Here is a 21,874-nt window from a genome sequence, read left to right as displayed (position 1 = left end):
GTGGTATGTGCCCTTGCCTTTCAGGATCGGGAATATGGCTATGAGGGATCGGGATCCCGTGGAGATCTTCAATAACGCTCTGGTGCCCATGGTGGTTGAACAGACCTCCCGCGGGGAACGGGCATTCGACATCTATTCCCGCCTTCTGCAGGAACGGATCATTTTTCTGACTGGGCCGGTCTATGATCAGGTTGCAGCAGTGGTGTCGGCACAGCTGCTCTATCTGGAAAGCGTGAACCCGACGAAGGAAATCTCGTTCTACATCAACAGCCCCGGTGGGGTGGTGTCAGCCGGGCTCGCGATTTACGATACCATGCAGTACATCCGCTCCCCCGTCAGCACGGTGTGCATCGGGCAGGCGGCTTCCATGGGGTCGTTGCTGCTGGCCGGTGGGGAAAAAGGGCGGCGCTTCGCCCTGCCCAATTCGCGCGTGATGGTGCATCAGCCTTCGGGTGGGGCGCAGGGTCAGGCCAGTGACATCGAGATCCAGGCCCAGGAAATCCTGACCATCCGCAAGCGTCTGAACGAAATCTACAACGAGCACACCGGCCGTACGCTTGAGGAAATCGAGCGGAAGCTGGAGCGCGACAGCTACATGTCGGCGGAAGAAGCGCAGGCATTTGGTATTGTGGATGAAGTGGTCCGTCGTAACGTTGCGTCAAAGCCTGCTGAATAATCTGCACAGGGGGCGCGTGCGCAGGTGCGCCCCCACACCCCTGCGGGTGGTGGTCATCTGCGGCGTGCCGGGGTCTGGCTATCCGGTCGCAAGGTATGGAGAAGTTCCCCCTGGTGGGAATAGGAGCGGTTATGAATAACAAATCCGGCGATTCCAAAAATACGCTTTACTGCTCGTTCTGCGGCAAGTCGCAGCATGAGGTCCGCAAACTGATCGCCGGTCCCACCGTGTTCATTTGCGATGAATGCGTCGAGTTGTGCATGGATATCATCCGTGAGGAACACAAGACGCATCTGGTCAAATCCCGCGATGGCGTGCCTACCCCGCGTGAGATCTGCAAGATCCTGGATGATTATGTGATCGGCCAGGCGCATGCGAAGAAGGTGCTGTCGGTTGCCGTGCACAACCACTACAAGCGCCTGGCGCACGCCCAGAAGAACAATGATGTCGAGATTGCAAAATCCAACATCATGCTGCTTGGTCCTACGGGGTCAGGCAAGACGCTTCTGGCCCAGACCCTTGCCCGCATCCTTGACGTGCCCTTCACCATGGCTGATGCCACCACGCTGACCGAAGCCGGCTACGTGGGCGAGGACGTGGAGAACATCATCCTCAAGCTGCTGCAGGCTGCCGATTACAATGTGGAGAAGGCCCAGCGTGGCATTGTCTACATTGATGAGATCGACAAGATTTCCCGCAAGTCGGACAACCCCTCCATCACCCGTGACGTAAGCGGTGAGGGCGTGCAGCAGGCGCTGCTGAAGATCATGGAAGGTACCGTGGCCTCCGTGCCGCCGCAGGGTGGGCGCAAACACCCGCAGCAGGAATTCCTGCAGGTCGATACCACCAATATGCTGTTCATCTGCGGTGGTGCGTTTGCTGGGTTGGACAAGATCATCAGCGCGCGTGGCAAGGGGTCGGGTATCGGTTTTGGTGCGGATGTACAGTCGCCTGACGAGCGGCGCATGGGTGCCGTGCTGCGCGATGTCGAGCCTGAAGACCTGCTGAAATTCGGTCTGATCCCCGAGTTCATCGGGCGTCTGCCCGTTGTCGCGACGCTTGAGGACCTGGACGAGGCTGCCCTGATCGAGATCCTGACCAAGCCCAAGAATGCGCTGGTCAAGCAGTATGCCCGCCTGTTCCAGATGGAGGAGGTGCAGCTTACCTTTACCGAGGACGCGCTGCGCCAGATCGCCCAGCGGGCGATTGCCCGTCGTACCGGCGCGCGTGGCCTGCGCGCCATCCTGGAGAGCATCCTGCTTACGACCATGTTCGACCTGCCGGGTCTGAAGAATGTCGAGGAAGTGGTGGTCAACAAGGAAGTGGCGGAAGGCAGGGCCCAGCCCGTCTATGTTTACGGCAAGAATGAACCGGCCGAGCAGTCTGCCTGAGTAACGGGCCGGGTTCACGCCGAATTATTACCACCGGACTTGTGATGGTGGGGCGTCGTGACAACATGAAGTGAAGTTGTCGCATATGCGGCGCAACGGATGGGCAGGCCACATGTGGGTGCCCGTCCGGGATCGTCCATCAGGAGGTCAAAAACAACATGTCAAAAACTGACAGACTGAATCCCGTGCCGGAAGGCAGCGACATGGATAACACCAAGGCGGCAGCCCCGGTCGCGGCCACGCACGGGACGGAGGAAACCGGCAGCGGACAGGATACCATTGCTGTTCTGCCGCTGCGCGACATCGTGGTTTTCCCGCATATGATCGTGCCGCTGTTCGTGGGGCGCGAAAAATCCGTCCGCGCACTGGAAGCTGTAACCCGCAGTGACAAGCAGATCCTGCTGGTGGCACAGAAGAACGCGGCGCAGGATGACCCAGCACCCGGCGATATTTACCGTTATGGTACGGTTTCCACCATCCTGCAGTTGCTCAAGCTGCCCGACGGTACGGTCAAGGTGCTGGTTGAAGGGGGGCGTCGTGCCCACATCACCGCGCTGCATGAGGTTGACGGCCATTTCGAGGCCGAGATCGAGGATGTGCCGGAGCAGGAAACCGACGGGAAGGAAGCCGAGGCCATTGGCCGCACGCTGATTGGCCAGTTCGAGCAATACATCAAGCTGAACAAGAAGATCGCGCCCGAGGTGCTGGTCTCGCTCAACCAGATTGATGACCTGTCGAAGCTTGCGGACACCATCGCCAGCCATCTGAACCTGAAAATTCCCGAAAAGCAGGAAATCCTTGAAATCCAGGACGTGAATGCGCGTCTGGAGCGGGTTTTTGCTCATATGGAAGCCGAGATCGGCGTGCTGCAGGTGGAAAAGCGCATCCGTAACCGCGTGAAGCGGCAGATGGAAAAGACGCAGCGCGAGTACTACCTCAACGAACAGCTCAAGGCGATCCAGAAGGAACTGGGCGAAGGCGAAGACGGCAAGGACGAGACCGCGGAGCTTGAAGAAAAGATTGCCAAGACCAAACTGAGCAAGGAAGCGCGCGACAAGGCGGTGACCGAGCTGAAAAAGCTGCGGACCATGAGCCCGATGTCGGCCGAGTCGACGGTGGTGCGCAACTACCTTGACTGGATTCTGGGCATTCCGTGGAAAAAGCGCTCCAAGGTGCGCCATGATCTGACCGAGGCCCAGAAGGTGCTCGATACCGACCATTATGGTCTGGAGAAGGTCAAGGAACGCATCATCGAATATCTGGCGGTACAGAGTCGCGCGCAGAAGCTGAAGGGGCCGATCCTGTGCTTGGTGGGACCGCCGGGTGTGGGCAAGACCTCGCTGGCCAAGTCCATCGCCAAGGCGACGGGGCGGCAGTATGTCCGCATGTCGCTTGGTGGCATGCGTGACGAGGCCGAGATCCGTGGCCATCGCCGCACCTATATCGGCTCCATGCCCGGCAAGATCATTCAGGGGATGAAGAAGGCCAAGACCTCAAATCCGCTGTTCCTGCTTGATGAGATCGACAAGCTGGGCGCTGACTGGCGGGGCGATCCGTCCTCCGCGCTGCTTGAGGTGCTGGATCCCGAACAGAATTCGACCTTTGGCGATCATTATCTGGAAGTCGATTACGACCTGTCGGATGTGATGTTCATCACCACGGCAAACAGCCTGAACATGCCCCAGCCGCTGCTGGACCGTATGGAGATCATCCGCCTGTCCGGCTACACCGAAGACGAGAAGGTCGAGATTGCCAAGCGCCACCTGCTGACCAAGCAGACGGAAGCCAACAACCTCAAGCCGGGTGAGTGGTCGGTATCGGATGATGCGCTGCGCGAACTGATCCGCAGCTACACGCGTGAAGCGGGCGTGCGTAACCTGGAGCGTGAAATCGCGACACTGGCCCGCAAGGCTGTGACCGAGATCGTGACAGGCAAGGCAAAGAGCGTGGCGATCACGGCTGAAAACCTTGAAAAATATGCAGGCGTGAAGCGCTTCCGCCATGGCGAGACCGAGTCGGAAGATATGGTCGGAGTCGTGACCGGGCTGGCATGGACCGAGGTGGGTGGAGAAATCCTGACCATCGAAAGCGTGATGGTGCCTGGCAAGGGCAACATCAAGCTGACCGGCAAGCTGGGGGATGTGATGAAGGAAAGTGTCGCTGCCGCCCTGTCCTATGTCCGCAGTCGTGCCGTGACGTTTGGCATCAGTCCCGACCTGTTTGAAAAGCGTGACCTGCATGTGCATGTGCCTGAAGGGGCCACGCCCAAGGATGGGCCATCTGCCGGCATTGCCATGGCGACTTCCATCGTGAGCGTGATGACGGGCATTCCGGTGCGCCGTGAAGTGGGCATGACGGGCGAAATCACGCTGCGTGGCCGCGTGCTGCCGATTGGTGGGTTGAAGGAAAAGCTTCTGGCGGCGCATCGTGCGGGACTCACCACCATCTTTATTCCCAAGGACAACGAGAAAGACCTGGTGGATATTCCCGATGTAGTGACATCGGCACTGACCATCCTGCCTGTTGCCCATGTGGATGAGGTGATCGGGCAGGCGCTGGTGCACAAGCCCGAGCCGATTGAATGGACGGAGTCCGTTGCACCGGCCACACCAGAAGGCAAGGCGGCACCCGTACTGACCCATTGACCGCCCTGCGGGGCAGGTGCTGGGTCGCAAAATTGTCATGATGAAGGGGAATGACGGATTTTCTCGGTCATTCCCCGAATTCTGTCGGTTGACGTGAGAAAAAACAGCGGCATAGTGCGTGCAGAAATGCGGCGCGACTTTTGAACGATTGCGTAGGCGCACAGTATAAAGAAAGGCGTAAAATGGAGAAGCCACTTAACAAGCAGGAACTCGTCGCTGCTGTAGCCGAGGAAGCCGATCTGGCCAAGGCGAAGGCTGGCGAAGTGGTTGATGCGGTTTTCGGTGCGATTGAAAAGGCGCTGGCCAGCAAGCAGGAAGTCCGTCTGGTTGGTTTCGGCACGTTCGTGACTGCAACCCGCAAGGCAGCCAAGGGGCGTAATCCCCGCACGGGTGAACCGCTGGATATTCCGGCATCCACGTCCGTGCGTTTCAAGCCGGGCAAGAACCTGAAGGAAGCGGTCAGTAAGTAAGACCATTTCCTGTCAGGAAAAAAAGAGGGGGCAATCCATTTTTTGGGTTGCCCCCTTTTTTACAATCGCTTACTACGGGCGCGGGCGATTAGCTTAGCGGTAGAGCATCTCGTTTACACCGAGAGGGTCGGCGGTTCGATCCCGTCATCGCCCACCATATTATCCTGATGCTGTCATAGTAGCAGGAACATGCACCACGCGGGTGTAGCTCAGTTGGTTAGAGCGCCGGCCTGTCACGCCGGAGGTCGCGGGTTCGAGCCCCGTCACTCGCGCCATATGGCATAGATCTATGCCAAAGTCGGTAACGCCAGATGCATCAGCACTGGCGTTTTTTTGTGCCTGGTTCACACGAAAAAATGAGAACAACAAACTGTGGCGTGTAAGTAATGGTCACGTAATATTGACGAATTTGGTCCTGTACGGCCTCCTCACAGTAATGTTCCTGCAGGAACGCCGTTAAGTAACTGTTCCCTGCCCAATGTTGGGGCTAGCATCCTGAAAGCCACGGACAAGTCGATAACGACGGCGGATGGCTGATTAACAGGTTGGGAACACGGAAGATGCATTCCGTTATCGCTGATTATTTGCCCGTTCTCATATTCGGGTGCATTGCTGTGGTGATCGCGGGGGCCATGCTGGGCAGTTCGTTGCTGTTTGGTCACCAGAAACCCTATGCGGAGAAAACGTCCGCCTATGAATGTGGTTTCGAGGCGTTTGATGATGCGCGTCATCGCTTTGACGTGCGCTTTTATCTGGTTGCGATCCTGTTCATCATTTTCGACCTGGAGGTCGCCTTCCTGTTTCCGTGGGCATTGAGCCTGTCACGGATCGGGTGGTTCGGCTTTGCGTCCATGATGGGTTTCCTCGGCGTTCTGGTCGTCGGCTTCATTTACGAATGGAGCAAGGGCGCGCTGGACTGGGATTGAGCATGACAAGGGAAGGGCGCAGCAATGGCCAATGACACACCCGGCACGGGGCGGCCGGCGGACAGTATCGCCTGGAACCGGGAAATGCTGCCCCCGGGCGCAGAGCAGGATGCCGTGATCAAGGGCGTGACCGGCGAGATTACCGAAAAGGGCTTTGTCGTCGCGAACCTGGACAAGCTGGTCAACTGGGGCCGCACGGGTAGCCTGTGGCCCATGTCCTTCGGGCTGGCGTGCTGCGCGGTCGAGATGATCCACGCCTACATGCCGCGCTATGATCTGGACCGCATGGGCATCATCCCGCGCGGTTCGCCGCGGCAGTCGGATGTGATGATCGTGGCGGGCACGCTGACCAACAAGATGGCACCCGCCCTGCGCCGGGTTTACGACCAGATGGCTGAGCCGCGCTGGGTCATTTCCATGGGGTCATGTGCCAATGGCGGCGGGTATTACCACTATTCCTATTCTGTCGTGCGCGGGTGTGATCGCATTGTGCCAGTGGATGTATATGTGCCCGGCTGCCCCCCCACGGCGGAGGCGTTGATATACGGCATTCTGCAACTGCAGAAGAAAATCCGCAGGACAGGGACCATCCGTCGTGGCTGAGTCAGCAAACACACCCCCGGGTGCCGGGGAACTTTCGCGCGCGGTGCCGGGCGGCCTGGGGGTCATTGCCTTCCGTCTTTCCGCTTCCGTGCCCGGTGTCATTTCCGCCAGTATCGAGAAGGGGGAACTGGTAGTGCGGACTACGCGCGACCGGCTCCTGCCGCTCATGTCCATGTTGCGCGATGACCCGCGTTATGCCTGCCAGCAGGTGATGGACATATGCGGCGTGGATTTCCCCGAACGCGCTGAGCGGTTTGATGTGGTCTACAACCTGTTATCCGTTACCCATAACCACCGCATTCGTGTGATCGTGACCACGGACGAGACGGCGCCTGTCCCGTCGGTGCACCAGCTCTGGCCCGCAGCCACATGGTGGGAGCGTGAAGCCTACGATCTGTTCGGTATTCTGTTTACCGACCAGCCGGACCTGCGTCGTATCCTGACCGACTACGGGTTCGAGGGCCACCCGCTGCGCAAGGACTTCCCACTGACCGGCTATGTCGAACTGCGATACGACGAGGAACGGCGGCAGGTTGTCTATGGCCCGGTCAACCTGGTGCAGGATTTCCGCAATTTCGATTTTGAATCCCCATGGGAAGGCATCCTGACCCTGCCGGGCGATGAAAAGGCACATGCCGCCCGCCAGGACATGAAACGACAGGGATAGGCGACAGATGAGCGACGTAACCCTTCGTAGCGATACGGACATACCTGACAGCCTGCTGCCCGAGGAGACGGATGGCGAGGTCAAGCGCCATGTGGTGGAAATTGACTCCCACGCGCTGAACTTCGGTCCCCAGCATCCTTCCGCCCACGGGGTGCTGCGCTTGGTGTTGGAAATGGAGGGCGAGGTCGTCGCCCGTGCCATTCCCCATGTCGGCCTGCTGCATCGCGGCACGGAAAAACTGATCGAGTACAAGACGTATCCCAAGGCGCTACCGTATTTTGACCGCCTCGATTACGTCTCGCCCATGTGCGAGGAGCAGGCATTCGCGCTGGCGGTGGAAAAGCTGCTGGGCATTGAGGCCCCGGAACGCGCGAAGTGGATCCGGGTCATGTTTGCCGAGATCACGCGCATCTTGAACCATATCCTCAACCTGACATCATTCGGGCTGGACTGCGGGGCGCTGACACCCGCGCTATGGGGGTATGAGGAACGCGAAAAGCTGATCGAGTTCTACGAGGCCGCATCCGGCGCGCGCTTCCATGCCAATTACGTCCGCCCCGGCGGGGTGGCGCGGGACCTGCCCGCCGGGTTGGAGGAACGCATTGCTGACTGGGCACACACCTTCCCCAAATGGATTGATGACCTTGAATCCCTGCTGACCAATAACCGCATCTGGAAACAGCGTACGGTGGGCATTGGTGTTTTCACGACTGAACAGGCGCTGGCCTGGGGCTTCAGCGGTCCGTGCCTGCGGGCATCGGGCGTGCCATGGGACCTGCGGCGCAGCCAGCCCTATGACAATTACCACAAGGTGGAATTCAACGTGCCAGTGGGTCGTCAGGGTGACTGTTATGACCGCTACCTGATCCGCGTTGCCGAGATGCGCGAGAGCGTAAAGATCGTCAACCAGTGCCTTGAACAGATCCGCCCTGGCCCGGTGAAGGTGCAGGATCACAAGATCACGCCGCCGCCGCGCCGGGAAATGAAGCGCTCGATGGAAGCGCTGATCCATCACTTCAAGCTGTTTACCGAAGGCTATCACGTGCCGCCGGGCGCAACTTACACCGTGACCGAAACGCCCAAGGGGGAGTTCGGTGTGTACCTGGTGGCCGATGGCAGCAACCGGCCGTATCGCTGCAAGATCCGGCCTACGGGTTTTTCCCATCTCCAGGCAATCGACGAGATGTCGCGCCGGCACATGCTGGCGGATGCCGTGGCCATTATCGGGTCGCTCGATCTGGTATTTGGCGAGATTGACAGGTGACCGACATGTCCGTCCAACCCAACGCGCCTGATGGCGTGGAACCCACCCATTTCGCATTCGATGACGAGAGCGAGCAGCAGATCGCGACCATCCTTGCCAAATATCCGCCCGAGCGTAAGGCCAGTGGCGTGCTGCCCCTGCTTTATGTGGTGCAGAAGCAGATGGGCCGCCAGACCGGCAGCGCCTGGATCCCCCGCGTGGCCATGGATGTAGTGGCGGCACGTCTGGAAATGGCCCCGATCCGGGTATACGAAGTCGCGACCTTTTACCTGATGTTCAACACCAAGCCGATTGGCCGCTACCACCTGCAGGTCTGCACCACCACATCGTGCTGGCTGCGCGGTTCGGATGATGTGACGGCGGCATGCAAAGCGGCGACGGGTATCAGGGCATTTGGCGAGACCAGTGCAGATGGCCTGTTCACCCTGACGGAGGTCGAATGCCTTGGCGCCTGTGCCAATGCCCCGATCCTGCAGGTGGATGATGATTACTACGAGGATCTGGACGGCCCGCGTACGGAGGCGTTGATCGCGGCCCTTAAACGCGGCGAACGCCCCGCGCCCGGTCCCACCATCGACCGCCTGAACTCTGCCCCCGCAGGCGGGCGCAAGGTGCTGGTGGAAGACGCGACACAGAAGCCGCAGGGACAGGGGTAGGGAACATGTTGCAGGACAAGGACCGCATCTTCACCAACCTGTATGGCCAGAATGACTGGATGCTGGCCGGTGCCCGCGCCCGTGGCGACTGGGACGGTACGGCGGACATACTGGCGCGCGGGCGCGATGCCATCATTAATGAGATGAAGGCATCCGGCCTGCGTGGGCGCGGTGGTGCGGGCTTCCCCACCGGCGTCAAATGGTCGTTCATGCCAAAAAAGAACGACGGGCGGCCGCACTACCTCGTTATCAATGGCGATGAATCAGAACCTGGCACCTGCAAGGACCGCGAGATCCTGCGCCATGATCCGCACAAGCTGGTGGAAAGCGCGCTGATCGCCTCCTTCGCCATGGGGGCGCATGCGGCCTATATCTACATCCGTGGCGAGTTCTATAACGAGGCGATGCACCTCCAGCACGCCATTGACGAGGCTTACGCGGCGGGTCTGATCGGCAAGAACGCCTGCGGCTCAGGCTGGGATTTCGATTTCTACATCCACCGGGGCGCTGGAGCTTACATATGCGGCGAGGAAACCGCCCTGCTGGAAAGCCTTGAAGGTAAAAAGGGCCAGCCGCGCATGAAGCCGCCTTTCCCGGCGGCGATGGGGCTGTATGGTTGCCCCACCACGGTCAATAATGTGGAAAGTATTGCCGTATCCGCCACCATCCTGCGCCGGGGTGCTGCATGGTTTTCGGGGCTGGGACGCCCCAATAACGCAGGCACCAAGCTTATGGCCATATCGGGCCACGTCAACACGCCATGCGTGTTTGAAGAAGAGCTTGGCGTGCCGATGCGCGAACTGATTGAAAAGCATGGCGGTGGTGTGCGTGGCGGGTGGGACAATCTGCTGGCTGTCATTCCCGGTGGCTGTTCGGTGCCCATGCTGCCGCGCGATGTGTGCGAGAGCGTATTGATGGATTACGACAGCCTGCGCGCCGAAGGGTCGGGCCTTGGCACCGGTTGCATGATCGTGATGGACAAATCCACCGACATTATCGCGGCGATCGCCCGGTTCTCGAAATTCTTCAAGCATGAAAGCTGTGGTCAGTGCACGCCGTGTCGCGAGGGGACGGGCTGGATGATGCGCATCATGGACCGGATGGTGCAGGGGCGGGCGGAAATCGAGGAAATCGACATGCTCGAACAGGTGACCCGGCAGGTGGAAGGCCACACGATCTGCGCGCTGGGCGATGCGGCGGCATGGCCGATACAGGGGCTGATCCGCCGTTTCCGCCCGGTTATGGAAGAACGCATCCGCGCCTACAAGGCAGCGCATGGGGGCAGCCGTACCGTGCAGGTGCCGGCGGGCCTGGTTGAAGCGGCGGAGTAGGAACAGTGGTAAAAGTAACCGTTGACGGTATTCCGGTAGACGTCGCAGCCGGTTCGTCCGCGCTACAGGCGTGTGAGGCGGCGGGCAAGGAAATACCGCGTTTCTGTTATCATGAACGCCTGTCGGTGGCGGGCAACTGCCGGATGTGCCTGGTCGAGGTCTCGGGCGGGCGCAAGCCGGTGGCATCCTGCGGCTTCCCGATCGGGGAGGGGATGCAGATCTTCACCGATACCGAGGTCGTGCGCCGTGCGCGCCGTGCGGTGATGGAGTTCCTGCTCATCAATCATCCGCTGGACTGCCCCATCTGTGACCAGGGTGGTGAGTGCGACCTGCAGGACCAGGCCTTTGGCTACGGCGCGGACCATTCCCGCTACCACGAGAACAAGCGCGCGGTGACCGACAAGTATCTTGGCCCGCTGGTCAAGACGGTCATGACGCGCTGCATCCAGTGCACGCGCTGCATCCGATTTTCTACCGAGGTGGCGGGTGTGCCCGAACTGGGTGGCGTCTCACGCGGTGAAAACCTTGAAATCACCAATTATGTCGAAAAGGCGCTGACATCCGAACTGTCGGGCAACCTGATCGATATCTGCCCCGTGGGGGCGCTGACATCGCAGCCCTACGCCTTCAGCGCCCGGCCATGGGAACTCAAGCGCACGGACTCGATTGATGTATGCGACGCGGTGGGCACCAACATCGTCATGCAGGCCCGTGGCGCCTCCGTGCTGCGCATTACGCCGCGCATCAATGACGAGGTGAACGAGGAATGGCTGGCCGACAAGGGGCGCTTTGTGGTCGATGGCTTCCGTCGTCGCCGCCTTGACCGTCCCTGGATCCGGGTGGATGGCAAGCTGCAACCCGCAAGCTGGCAGGATGCGTTTGCAACCATCGCAACCCGTTTCAAAGGCATGCCGGGCGACCGGATCGGCGCGATTGCGGGTGATATGTGCGATGCCGAGAGCATGATGGCGCTGAAGGACCTGATGGCGGCACTCGGCTCATCCAACATCGACTGCCGGCAGGATGGGGCGCAGTACGATGTTTCGCGGCGTGATTTCTACACCTTCAATACCGGCATTACCGGTATTGAAGATGCGGATGCCCTGCTGATCGTAGGCTCCATTCCCCGGCAGGAAGCGCCGGTGCTCAATGCGCGTATCCGCAAGCGTTTTGTGGGGGCGGGGCGCGGTGGCTTTCCCATCGCCATGATCGGTGCCCCCAATGCCGACCCCACTTACGCTGCCGAAATGTTGGGCGAGGGGCCGGATGTGTTGGCAAGGCTTGCCGCAGGTGACCTGCCTTTTGCGGAAGTGCTGAAGAACGCGAAGAAGCCTATGGTCATTGTCGGTCATGGCGCGCTGACCCGGCCGGATGGTCTGGCCATTGCGCGCGCGTGCTGGGATCTGGCTGTTCAGGTCGGCGCGATTGGCACGGACTGGCATGGCTTTAATGTGCTGCATACGGCAGCAAGTCGCGTGGCCGGGCTGGACCTTGGCCTGGTGCCGGGCGCCGGGGGGCGTGACGTTGCCGGCATGCTGGATGGCGGGGTGGACGTGCTGTGGCTGCTGGGGGCGGATGAGTTTCCCACCGGGCGCATTGGACAGGAAACCTTTGTGGTTTACCAGGGCCATCATGGCGATGCGGGGGCCGCGCGGGCCGATGTGATCCTGCCTGGTACGCTCTATGCCGAAAAGCCGGGCACCTACACCAATACCGAAGGCCGTGTGCAGCAGGCTTTCCGCGCGGTCATGCCTCCCGGCGATGCGCGGGAGGACTGGCGTATCCTACGTGCCTTCTCCGAAGTGGTGGGCCACAAGCTGCCTTATGATACAATTGATGCGCTGCGCGCGCGCATGGTGCGTGCCAACCCCGTATTCGGTCAGGTACGGTGGACGCGCCTTGGCACATCCGACACCACGGGACCGCAGGCGGGTGCCACGCCGGTGGCGGCAGATGCGTTCCAGCCGGTCATTGCCGATTATTACCTGACCCATGCGGTGTGTCGCGCAAGTCCCACAATGGAAACCTGTTCGGGGATTTACGTGCACCCCGCAAACCAGGCGGCGGAGTAGGACCATGGCGGATTTCTTCTTTCATACCACGCTGGGTCAGATCCTGCTGATCGTGCTGGAATCACTGGCGGTACTGGTGCCGCTGCTGCTGGGGGTAGCATATCTGACGCTGGCCGAGCGCAAGGTGATGGCCGCCATGCAGTTGCGCAAGGGGCCGAACGTGAACGGCCCGTTCGGCGTGCTGCAGGCTTTTGCCGATGCGATCAAGATGCTGACCAAGGAGACGGTCATCCCGGCGGGTGCAAACCGGATGCTGTTCCTGTTCGCTCCGTTCCTGACCTTCTCGCTCGCCATGATCGCATGGGCAGTTATTCCCACCGGTAACGGGCTGGCCATTGCCAACATCAATGTGGGCATCCTGTACCTGCTGGCCATCTCGTCACTTGGTGTTTACGGCATGCTGATCGCGGGGTGGGCGTCCAATTCCAAATATGCCTTCCTTGGTGGCCTGCGGTCGGCCGCGCAGATGGTGTCGTACGAGGTCTCGATCGGGCTGGTGATCGTGTCGGTGCTGTTGGCGGTGGGCAGTCTCAACCTCAATGACATCGTGCTGGCGCAGCGCCACGTGTGGTTCTGCCTGCCCATGTTCCCGATGTTCATCGTGTTTTTCATCTCCGCACTGGCCGAGACCAATCGTGCTCCTTTCGATCTGCCAGAAGGCGAGAGCGAACTGGTGGCGGGCTTCTTTGTCGAATATTCGGCCCTTGCGTTCGGCCTGTTCTTTTTGGGTGAATACGCGAACATGTTCCTGATGTCGGGCATGGTCAGTATCCTGTTCCTGGGTGGGTGGTTGCCCCCGCTGGGGATCGCGCCCTTTACATGGATACCGGGGCCTTTGTGGCTGATCGCCAAGATCCTGTTCTGCCTGTTCGTGTTTATCTGGGTGCGCGCGACATTTCCCCGCTACCGCTACGACCAGCTCATGCGGCTGGGCTGGAAAGTATTCCTGCCGTTCTCGCTGGCATGGATGGTGTTGAGCGCGGGTTTCCTGATGGTAACGGGCCTTCTGCCCGGAGGAGCAGGCTGATGAACAGTTTAGGCAAGGCCGCCCGCTCCATGCTGCTGACCGAACTGGTGGCAGGCATGAGTGTGACACTGAAGGCATTCTTCAAACCAAAGGCCACGATCAACTACCCTTACGAGAAGGGCGTGCTCTCGCCACGCTTCAGGGGCGAGCATGCGCTGCGCCGTTACCCCAATGGAGAGGAACGTTGCATTGCCTGCAAGCTGTGCGAGGCGACATGTCCCGCCGAGGCAATCACGATTGAGGCCGAACCGCGCGATGACGGCTCACGTCGCACCACGCGCTACGACATTGACATGACCAAGTGCATCTACTGTGGCCTGTGCGAGGAAGCCTGCCCGGTCGATGCCATTGTCGAAGGTCCAAATTACGAGTTCGCGACCGAAACCCGCGAAGAACTGATGTACAACAAGGACAAGCTTCTGGCCAACGGCGACCGCTGGGAAAGCGTGCTTGCCCGCAGGCTTGAACTTGATGCCCCGTACCGCTGACACTGCACGGCAGGTGCGGCCCACGGCGCACCTGCCATGCCAGCCGGAGGAAAGATCCATGCGGCAGGAAGTCCACCCATGATGACCCAGATTGTCTTCTACGTTTTCGCGGCGGTGCTGGTTCTGTCCGCCACCATGGTGGTATGCGCGCGTAATCCCGTGCATTCGGTGCTGTTTCTTATCCTTGCGTTCTTCAACGCGTCGGGGCTGTTCCTGATCGCGGGGGCCGAGTTCCTGGCGATGACGCTGGTCATTGTCTATGTCGGCGCGGTCGCGGTGCTGTTCCTGTTCGTGGTCATGATGCTGGATGTCAATTTCACCCGCATGCGTGAAGGCGTGCAGCGCTACGCGCCCATTGGCGGGCTGGTGGGCGGCGTACTGCTGTTGGAACTGGTCATGGCGTTTGCGCGCTGGCGCAGTGCCTCCAACATCGACCAGATCCCGCATCTGGTGCCTTCATCACCCACGCGCACCAACACGGCGGCGCTGGGGGATGTGATCTATACCCACTACATTTTCCTGTTCCAGTCCTGTGCGCTGGTGCTGCTGGTGGCCATGATTGGCGCAATCGTGCTGACCCTGCGCGACCGGCCAACCGGTCGCCGACAGAATATTGACCGTCAGCACGACCGCGTGGTGCAGGACTCGCTTGAGATGTTGCAGGTGCCCCTTGGCGCAGGTGTGGCGGCCCAGGGCGGCTTCCTGCGCCCGCATGAGAGTTACGACGTGGCCGCCGTGCCCGGCACCTACGGTACCGAAGCCTGGCGTGTGCGCGAGGTAGCGGAGGAAGCGCAGGCCGTACTTGTGGTTACGCCACCGACCGAAAGCACGAAAGGACAAGGCGATGCATAGCCCGATTGAGGCGATAGGCCTTGCACCCTATCTGAGCGTAGGCGCGATCCTGCTGGTTCTGGGGGTGTTCGGCATCTTCCTCAACCGCAAGAACGTCATCATCATCCTGATGTCGATCGAACTGATCCTGCTTTCGGCCAACATCAATTTCGTGGCGTTCTCGGCCGCGACCGGCGACCTGTCGGGCCAGGTGATGACGCTGTTCGTGCTGACCATTGCCGCAGCCGAGTCCGCCATCGGGCTGGCCATTGTCACGGTCTATTTCCGCAATCGCGGGTCGATCGAGGTCGACGATATTACGATGATGAAGGGGTAGGGGACATGCAGACGGCATCCTTCCTGTTTGAAGTGGCGGTGTTCGCGCCCCTTGTCGGCTTTCTGCTTGCCGGTGGCTTCGGCCACCTTATGGGGGATACGGCGGCGCGTGCGCTGACCATAGCCCTCATGGCGTGCGCCGCACTTGCCGCCATTGGCGTGCTAGGCTTCGAGATGGGCGATGTGGGCACATTTGTCGTGCCGGTGGCCGACTGGGTGCATGCGGCAGGTTTCCGGGCTGACTGGCAACTGCGTATGGACATGCTTTCGGTCAGTGTGGTGGCCATGGTCACCGTGGTCTCGCTGCTGGTGCATGTATATAGCGTGGGCTACATGGCGCATGAGGCACGGCCGGTTTACCGTTTCTTCTCCTATCTGTCGCTATTCACCTTCGCCATGCTGATGCTGGTGACATCAGACAATCTGCTTCAGCTTTTCTTTGGCTGGGAAGGGGTGGGGCTCGCCAGTTATCTGCTGATCGGCTACTGGTACGACCGGCCTTCCGCCTGTGCCGCCGCCATCAAGGCGTTTGTGGTCAATCGCGTGGCCGACCTGTTCTTCCTGCTGGGCATCTCGCTCATCTTCATCCGGCTGGGCAGCGTGTCGTATGACGATATTTTCGCGGCTATCCCTTACCATGTGAATGATACGTTCGCGCTGTTCGGCACGCATCCGCTGTATGAGGTGATCGCGACGCTGCTGTTCATTGGTGCCATGGGCAAGTCAGCGCAGCTGTTCCTGCACACCTGGCTTCCCGATGCGATGGAAGGGCCGACCCCGGTTTCCGCCCTGATCCATGCAGCTACCATGGTTACGGCAGGCATCTTCCTTATGGTGCGCATGTCGCCGCTGGTGGAACTGGCACCCGTAACCCGCGACCTGATCATTCTTGTTGGTGGCACTACCAGTTTCTTTGCCGCCACTGTGGGGCTGGTGCAGCCCGACATCAAGCGCACCATCGCCTATTCCACCTGCTCGCAGTTGGGCTACATGTTCGTGGCCGTTGGCGTGGGGGCGTATCAGGCGTCGATGTTCCACCTGACCACGCATGCGTTTTTCAAGGCACTCCTGTTCCTTGGCGCGGGCTGCGTGATCCACGCCGTGCATGATGAGCAGGACATGTTCCGCATGGGCGGACTATGGCGGAAAATCCCGCTCACTTACGCTGCCATGTGGATCGGTAGCCTCGCACTGGCCGGTATCTTCCCCTTTGCCGGTTACTGGTCGAAGGATGCGATTCTGGAGGCTGCGTGGATGTCGGGCTCTGCCATGGGGCATTATGGCTGGGTCATGGGGTGTATCACCGCGTTCCTGACCGCGTTGTACAGCTGGCGGCTGATTTTCCTGGTCTTTCATGGCGCGCCGCGTGATGCACACCTGAATGAAGGCGCGCATGAAAGCCCGCCTTCCATGCTCATGCCGCTGGCTGTGCTGTCCTTTGGCGCGGTGGTGGCGGGAGTTGTGCTTGCACCCTTCTATATCGGTGTCCATCAGGTAGCGTTCTGGAACGGAGCGATTACGTCCATGCCCGGCCACGACATCATGGCAAGACTGGAGGAGACGCCGGGCTTCATTGCGCTGGTGCCGACCATAGCTGCGGTGGCGGGCATTGCGGTGGCGTATGTGTGTTACATCGCAAGTCCCGGTATCCCGGCGTCCATGGCGCGTGGCCTGCGTCCGCTTTATCTGTTCCTGCTCAACAAATGGTATTTTGACGAGTTGTACGCCTTCATCTTCGTTCGGCCCTATCGCGCACTCGCGCGCTTCCTGTGGAAGGGTGTGGATGAGGATGTGGTCGAAGGCATACCCGAAGGTCTGGCCCGCCTGGCCGCAGGCAGCGCCGGGCAGGCCGTGCGCGTGCAGACCGGGTCGATTGCCGTCTATGCCTTTTCCATGCTGATCGGGCTGGTGGTACTACTATCCACCATGCTGTTCGCCCGCTAACCCCAACGATGTCAGGGCCACACCAATGAACTGGACACTTGCTCTGCCCGAAATCGTGCTGGCCCTGTCGGGGCTGGTCATCCTGCTGGCCGGGGTGATGCAGAAGCGCGGGCAGGCCTTCTTCTCCTGTACCATGATGACGCTGCTGGCGTTGGTGGTCACCGGCATCCTTGTGGTGTTCACGCCTGATGGCACCGGCTACGGACATGTCTTTGTCAATGACGGATTTGCCCGCTTCATGAAGGTGCTCAGCCTGACCGGGGCCGCACTCTCGCTGGTGCTGAGCGTGGGTTATGCGCGGGAGATGGAAATCGATAAGTTCGAGTTCCCTGTCCTGATCGCGTTTTCCACGCTGGGTACGATGATTATGGCGTCCTCGGGCAATCTCATGACGCTGTTCGTGGGGCTAGAGCTTTCGTCGCTGGCTATCTACATCCTGTGCGCCTTCGCGCGTGATCGGGTTACGGCGGCGGAAGCGGGGCTGAAGTATTTCGTGCTCGGCTCGCTGGCGTCGGGGTTACTGCTTTATGGTATCTCGCTGGCCTATGGCTTTGGCGGCACGCTGGAATATGCGGGGCTGCAGCAGGCGGTACGTGGCAGTGCGGTACTGCCGGCCGGGCTTATGGTGGGTATTGTGTTCGTGCTGGTGGGGCTGTGCTTCAAGCTGTCCATGGTGCCGTTCCATATGTGGACACCGGATGTGTACCAGGGTGCCCCCAGTTCAGTCACCGCCTATATGGCGGGGGCACCCAAGGTTGCGGCGTTTGCGGTGCTGCTGCGGGTCATGGCCGGTCCTTTTGGCAGCATGACGCCGCAATGGCAGCTGCTGATTGAAGTGGTGTCCGCAGCTTCCATGCTGTTCGGTTCGCTTGCGGCCATTCCGCAGGTCAATATCAAGCGGCTCATGGCCTATTCCTCCATCGGGCATATGGGTTATGCCATGATCGGCCTGGCCGCTGGCACGGCGGAGGGCACGCGTGGCACGCTGGTCTACCTTGTGACCTACCTGTTCATGAATGTGGGTGCCTTTGCCGGCATCGTGGCCATGCGGCGCAAGGGCCATGCGGTCAGCCGCATCAGTGATCTGGCGGGGCTGGGGCGCAGCGACCCGGGTCTGGCGCTGGCCATGGCGGTATTCATGTTCTCGATGGCGGGCGCGCCGCCGCTGGCCGGTTTCTTTGGCAAGCTGATGGTGTTTTACGCCGCCATCAATGCACAGCTTTACGGGCTGGCAGCAATTGGTATCATCAGCAGTGTGATCGGGGCCTATTACTACGTGCGCGTGGTCAAGGTCATGTTCTTCGATGCACCAGCCCCGGCGCTGGATCGCACGCCGGTTTCCGTATCGTTCGTATCGGTCGGGATGGGACTGGTGACCGTTTTCTTCATCGTGGCACTTGGCCCGGTCGCAACAGCGGCACAGGCGGCCGCAGGTGCATTGTTCAGGTAGCGCATGACCTCCATCCCGGCCTCCCTCTCCCATCGGCGCATCCCCCGCAGCGATGGCAGGGCCTGGCAGATGGAAATATACGGCACGCTGGGATCGACATCCGATACGTGCAAGGCCCGGCTTGATGCGGGGAAGGGGGTGGATGGCCTTGCCATCCTTGCCCTGAGCCAGACCGCCGGGCGGGGCAGCAGGGGGCGGCAATGGGCCGATCCGGGAGGCAACCTCGCACTTTCCGTTATGCTGGTGGGACAGGGGACGGAGGTGCCGGTGGGTCTGTGGCCGTTCATTGCGGGGCTGGCGATGCATGATGCGATGGCCGACTACCTGCCTGCCAACCATGCACTGCAACTGAAATGGCCCAATGACCTGTTGCTCGCGGGCCGCAAGATGGCGGGCATCCTGATCGAGGCCGGAACCTGCGCCACGGGTGCGCGCTGGCAGGTGATCGGCATGGGGGCCAACCTGCGGCATGCCCCGGCCATTGCAGGGCGTGAACTGGCCTGCCTGGCTGATGCGACCCCAGATGTGCCAGGTGCGCCAGATATGGCATGCGCGGTGCTGCGCCATCTGGACCGCTGGCTTGGCTGTTATGTCAGTTATGGCTTTGGCGCGGTGCGCGCAGCATGGCTGGAGCGCGGACACCCGGTTGGCACAGCCGTGAACGTAACGGCGGGGAACCGGCAGTTTTCTGGCACGTTTGCAGGTCTGGCAGATGATGGCACCCTGCTGCTGCAGACCCCCCACGGCCTGTGTCACGTCGTGACCGGCGAGGTCATGGTGGCACGCACGGGTTGAGAATAATCCGAATTCGGGCAAGGAAAGAGATTTAAGTCAAGCGGATTACATGGTAACCCGTAGCTGGATTTCATGGTGTGTGGCGTATGTGCCCGCGCCGGTGTCGAGCGGCTTCTCCCGCAAGCAGGCCCCATATAGGGGGCGGGAGAAAAGACAGCGCTCCACCGTGCAGGCAGCCCACATGCCCCAGCATCAGGCTGGAAGAACGCGGAATTTTGGCCCCGATCGGGCTGACATCCAGGCAGACGAACCGGTACGGAACAGGCGTTCCGGGCCCTTTTTTAAAACGCATCCAAACCTTGGTAACTGGAAACAGGTTTTATTTATGAATGATGTAACAGGCGTTTCATTTCTTCCACTAGGCGGAACCGGCGAAATTGGCATGAATCTCAACCTGTACCGGCAGGGCGAGACATGGCTTGCGGTGGATTGCGGTATTGGCTTCAGCGGCAACGACACGCCGGAAGCCGAGATTATCCTGCCCGACCCGGTGTTCATTGCCGAACGCCGCAAGGCGCTGGCGGGCCTTGTGGTCACCCATGCGCATGAGGACCATCTGGGGGCGATCGCCCACCTGTGGCCGCAGCTTGGCTGCCCGGTCTATGTCACCCCGTTTGCCGCCGCCGTGCTGCGCCGCAAACTGGGGGAGGCAGGACTGGTCCAGCAGGTGCCGATCCACGTCGTGGCGCCGGGCAGCGCCTTTACGGTTGGGCCATTCGACCTGCGCTTCGTGTCCGTGACCCATTCGGTGCCCGAATCCCAGTCGCTGGTGCTGCGCACGCCGCAGGGCATTATCGTCCACACCGGTGATTGGAAGATTGATCCCGACCCGCAGGTCGGCCCCCCCACTGATCTTGAAACCTTTGCCGCACTGGGGCGCGAAGGCGTGCTGGCCATGGTGTGCGACAGCACCAATGTGCGCACTGAAGGCCCTTCCGCATCCGAAGCCGACGTACGGCGCGAGATGACCCGCCTAATCGCCTCCCTTGAGGGGCGGATCGCGGTCACCTGCTTTGCCAGTAACGTCGCCCGCGTGGAAACGCTGGCCAAGGCAGCACAGGCCGCTGGCCGCCGGGTGGCCGTGGTGGGGCGCAGCCTGCGCAATCTGGAAGTCGCGGCGCGTGAGTGTGGCTACCTGTCCGATGTGCCGCAGTTCCTGTCCGAGCAGGACGCCAATTCCGTGCCCGATGGCCAGATTCTGCTGATCGTGACCGGAAGCCAGGGGGAGCCGCGCTCCGCTCTGTCACGCATTGCATCCGACACCCACCCCAACATCTCGCTGGGGGAAGGCGATACGGTCATCTACAGCAGTCGCATGATCCCCGGTAACGAGCAGGCCGTGATTCAGGTGCAGGACAACCTGACCCGGCGCGGCGTGCGCGTGATTACCGACAAGGACCACCTTGTGCATGTGTCGGGCCACGCCACGGGGGGCGACGTGCGTAAGCTGTATGACCTTGTGCGTCCGCGTTTCCTGATCCCGGTGCATGGCGAGTGGCGTCACCTGACCGCCAATGCCGCCATTGCGCAGGAACTCGATATCGAGCCAGTGCTGCTGGAAGATGGCGATATCCTTGATATCCGTTCCGATGGCGTGGAAATTGGCGATACCGCACCCACCGGGCGGCTGGTGCTTGATGGCGGGCGTATCCTGCCCATGAATGGCGGCGTGCTGGCTGCGCGCCGGCGCATGCTGTTCAACGGCATGGTGCTGGGCAGCTTTGCGGTAGATGATGAAGGCTACCTGATCGGTGACCCCAAGGTCAGCGCGCCGGGCCTGCTGGATATGGAAGACCCCGAGACGCAGCGGGTTACGGAAGAATTTGGCAACGCGCTGGATGAAATTCCTGATGAACTGCGCGCCAATGACGCCACCTTCCGCGAGGCGGCAAAAACCGCCCTGCGCCGCGCCCTGGGCCGCAAGCTGCAGAAGCGCCCGCAGGTGGATGTGCACTTGCTGCGCGTCTGAAGCGGGTAACGGATAAAAGTTTTCGGGTACCGCCTTTTTAAAAAAGGCGGCGTTCCATGAAGCGTTTCCGCAAAAGATTCACCGGAAAGCTCTTTGAAAAATAATTATGGCAGGGAACGGTTGATCCGTTTCCTGCCATTTTTTTTGGTACGTTTTCCCTAAACCCGGCATCGTTCATGTGGCCAGATCGGCCTGTGCACCATAGGTCCGGCCGGGGAGGAAGGCCATGCCTCCTCACGCGGATGTTTACGCAGTAGCGGGCTTCGGGCATCACGCTTCGGTGTTGCGTGCGGATGGAGAGTAAACATGACCATTCCACGGGCGTCGGGATTG

The 21,874-nt window shown here is 60.6% G+C and carries 19 protein-coding genes and 2 tRNA genes; all 21 read left to right on the top strand.

Going from position 1 to position 21,874, the window contains the following annotated elements; all coding sequences use genetic code 11:
* Nucleotides 1-40: 40 nt before the first annotated feature.
* The 21 genes from clpP (at nucleotide 41) to GLX_RS04535 (ending at nucleotide 21,541) form a co-directional block, all read left to right on the top strand.
* The gene (clpP, locus tag GLX_RS04635) at nucleotides 41-676 is read left to right on the top strand and encodes an ATP-dependent Clp endopeptidase proteolytic subunit ClpP (protein ID WP_034932932.1); all 636 of its coding nucleotides are present in this window, start codon (nucleotides 41-43) and stop codon (nucleotides 674-676) included.
* Nucleotides 677-807: 131 nt separating this feature from the next.
* Entirely contained in the window at nucleotides 808-2,067 is a 1,260-nt protein-coding gene (gene clpX, locus GLX_RS04630) for an ATP-dependent Clp protease ATP-binding subunit ClpX (RefSeq protein ID WP_041247182.1), read from the top strand.
* Between the two features lie 158 nt (nucleotides 2,068-2,225).
* A complete protein-coding gene (gene lon, locus GLX_RS04625) occupies nucleotides 2,226-4,712 on the top strand; it encodes an endopeptidase La (protein WP_014104856.1) in 2,487 nt (828 codons plus the stop codon).
* A 182-nt stretch (nucleotides 4,713-4,894) separates the two neighbouring features.
* Entirely contained in the window at nucleotides 4,895-5,182 is a 288-nt protein-coding gene (locus tag GLX_RS04620) for an HU family DNA-binding protein (protein ID WP_007399823.1), read from the top strand.
* 82 nt (nucleotides 5,183-5,264) lie between these two features.
* A tRNA-Val gene (locus GLX_RS04615) sits at nucleotides 5,265-5,339 on the top strand.
* A gap of 41 nt (nucleotides 5,340-5,380) precedes the next feature.
* Nucleotides 5,381-5,457: transfer RNA gene (locus GLX_RS04610), tRNA-Asp, on the top strand.
* Nucleotides 5,458-5,742: 285 nt separating this feature from the next.
* On the top strand, nucleotides 5,743-6,108 hold the full coding sequence (locus GLX_RS04605) for an NADH-quinone oxidoreductase subunit A (RefSeq protein WP_007399825.1): 366 nt from the start codon (nucleotides 5,743-5,745) through the stop codon (nucleotides 6,106-6,108).
* Between the two features lie 24 nt (nucleotides 6,109-6,132).
* A complete protein-coding gene (locus tag GLX_RS04600; RefSeq protein ID WP_014104855.1) occupies nucleotides 6,133-6,711 on the top strand; it encodes a NuoB/complex I 20 kDa subunit family protein in 579 nt (192 codons plus the stop codon).
* A 64-nt stretch (nucleotides 6,712-6,775) separates the two neighbouring features.
* Nucleotides 6,776-7,378 carry an NADH-quinone oxidoreductase subunit C gene (locus GLX_RS04595; protein ID WP_407927263.1) on the top strand — a complete coding sequence of 201 codons (603 nt, stop codon included), beginning with the start codon at nucleotides 6,776-6,778 and terminating at the stop codon, nucleotides 7,376-7,378.
* Nucleotides 7,379-7,385: 7 nt separating this feature from the next.
* Entirely contained in the window at nucleotides 7,386-8,642 is a 1,257-nt protein-coding gene (locus tag GLX_RS04590; protein ID WP_014104853.1) for an NADH-quinone oxidoreductase subunit D, read from the top strand.
* A gap of 5 nt (nucleotides 8,643-8,647) precedes the next feature.
* A complete protein-coding gene (locus GLX_RS04585; RefSeq protein WP_014104852.1) occupies nucleotides 8,648-9,298 on the top strand; it encodes a complex I 24 kDa subunit family protein in 651 nt (216 codons plus the stop codon).
* 5 nt (nucleotides 9,299-9,303) lie between these two features.
* Nucleotides 9,304-10,629, top strand: coding sequence for an NADH-quinone oxidoreductase subunit NuoF (nuoF, locus tag GLX_RS04580; RefSeq protein ID WP_014104851.1), 1,326 nt, complete (start codon nucleotides 9,304-9,306; stop codon nucleotides 10,627-10,629).
* A gap of 5 nt (nucleotides 10,630-10,634) precedes the next feature.
* Complete coding sequence (nuoG, locus tag GLX_RS04575) at nucleotides 10,635-12,701, top strand: NADH-quinone oxidoreductase subunit NuoG (protein WP_014104850.1); 2,067 nt, start codon at nucleotides 10,635-10,637, stop codon at nucleotides 12,699-12,701.
* A 4-nt stretch (nucleotides 12,702-12,705) separates the two neighbouring features.
* Nucleotides 12,706-13,728 carry an NADH-quinone oxidoreductase subunit NuoH gene (gene nuoH / locus GLX_RS04570; RefSeq protein WP_014104849.1) on the top strand — a complete coding sequence of 341 codons (1,023 nt, stop codon included), beginning with the start codon at nucleotides 12,706-12,708 and terminating at the stop codon, nucleotides 13,726-13,728.
* The gene (nuoI, locus tag GLX_RS04565; RefSeq protein WP_014104848.1) at nucleotides 13,728-14,216 is read left to right on the top strand and encodes an NADH-quinone oxidoreductase subunit NuoI; all 489 of its coding nucleotides are present in this window, start codon (nucleotides 13,728-13,730) and stop codon (nucleotides 14,214-14,216) included. The genes nuoH and nuoI overlap by 1 nt, the downstream gene beginning before the upstream one ends.
* A gap of 78 nt (nucleotides 14,217-14,294) precedes the next feature.
* Entirely contained in the window at nucleotides 14,295-15,068 is a 774-nt protein-coding gene (locus GLX_RS04560; protein WP_041247180.1) for an NADH-quinone oxidoreductase subunit J, read from the top strand.
* On the top strand, nucleotides 15,061-15,384 hold the full coding sequence (nuoK, locus tag GLX_RS04555) for an NADH-quinone oxidoreductase subunit NuoK (protein ID WP_007399835.1): 324 nt from the start codon (nucleotides 15,061-15,063) through the stop codon (nucleotides 15,382-15,384). The genes GLX_RS04560 and nuoK overlap by 8 nt, the downstream gene beginning before the upstream one ends.
* Before the next feature lie 5 nt (nucleotides 15,385-15,389).
* Nucleotides 15,390-17,327: an NADH-quinone oxidoreductase subunit L gene (gene nuoL, locus GLX_RS04550; protein WP_014104846.1), complete on the top strand. Its 1,938-nt coding sequence runs from the start codon at nucleotides 15,390-15,392 to the stop codon at nucleotides 17,325-17,327.
* A 25-nt stretch (nucleotides 17,328-17,352) separates the two neighbouring features.
* Nucleotides 17,353-18,777 (top strand): NADH-quinone oxidoreductase subunit NuoN, encoded by a 1,425-nt coding sequence (gene nuoN / locus GLX_RS04545; protein ID WP_014104845.1) that lies wholly within the window; start codon nucleotides 17,353-17,355, stop codon nucleotides 18,775-18,777.
* Nucleotides 18,778-18,780: 3 nt separating this feature from the next.
* A complete protein-coding gene (locus tag GLX_RS04540; protein WP_014104844.1) occupies nucleotides 18,781-19,572 on the top strand; it encodes a biotin--[acetyl-CoA-carboxylase] ligase in 792 nt (263 codons plus the stop codon).
* 325 nt (nucleotides 19,573-19,897) lie between these two features.
* Complete coding sequence (locus GLX_RS04535) at nucleotides 19,898-21,541, top strand: ribonuclease J (RefSeq protein ID WP_041247179.1); 1,644 nt, start codon at nucleotides 19,898-19,900, stop codon at nucleotides 21,539-21,541.
* Nucleotides 21,542-21,874 lie beyond the last annotated feature (333 nt).

Source organism: Komagataeibacter medellinensis NBRC 3288, assembly GCF_000182745.2.
Classification (GTDB): domain Bacteria; phylum Pseudomonadota; class Alphaproteobacteria; order Acetobacterales; family Acetobacteraceae; genus Komagataeibacter; species Komagataeibacter medellinensis.
The sequence above is the reverse complement of the archived record's forward strand: the minus strand, read 5'-3'. Positions and strand labels throughout refer to the sequence as shown.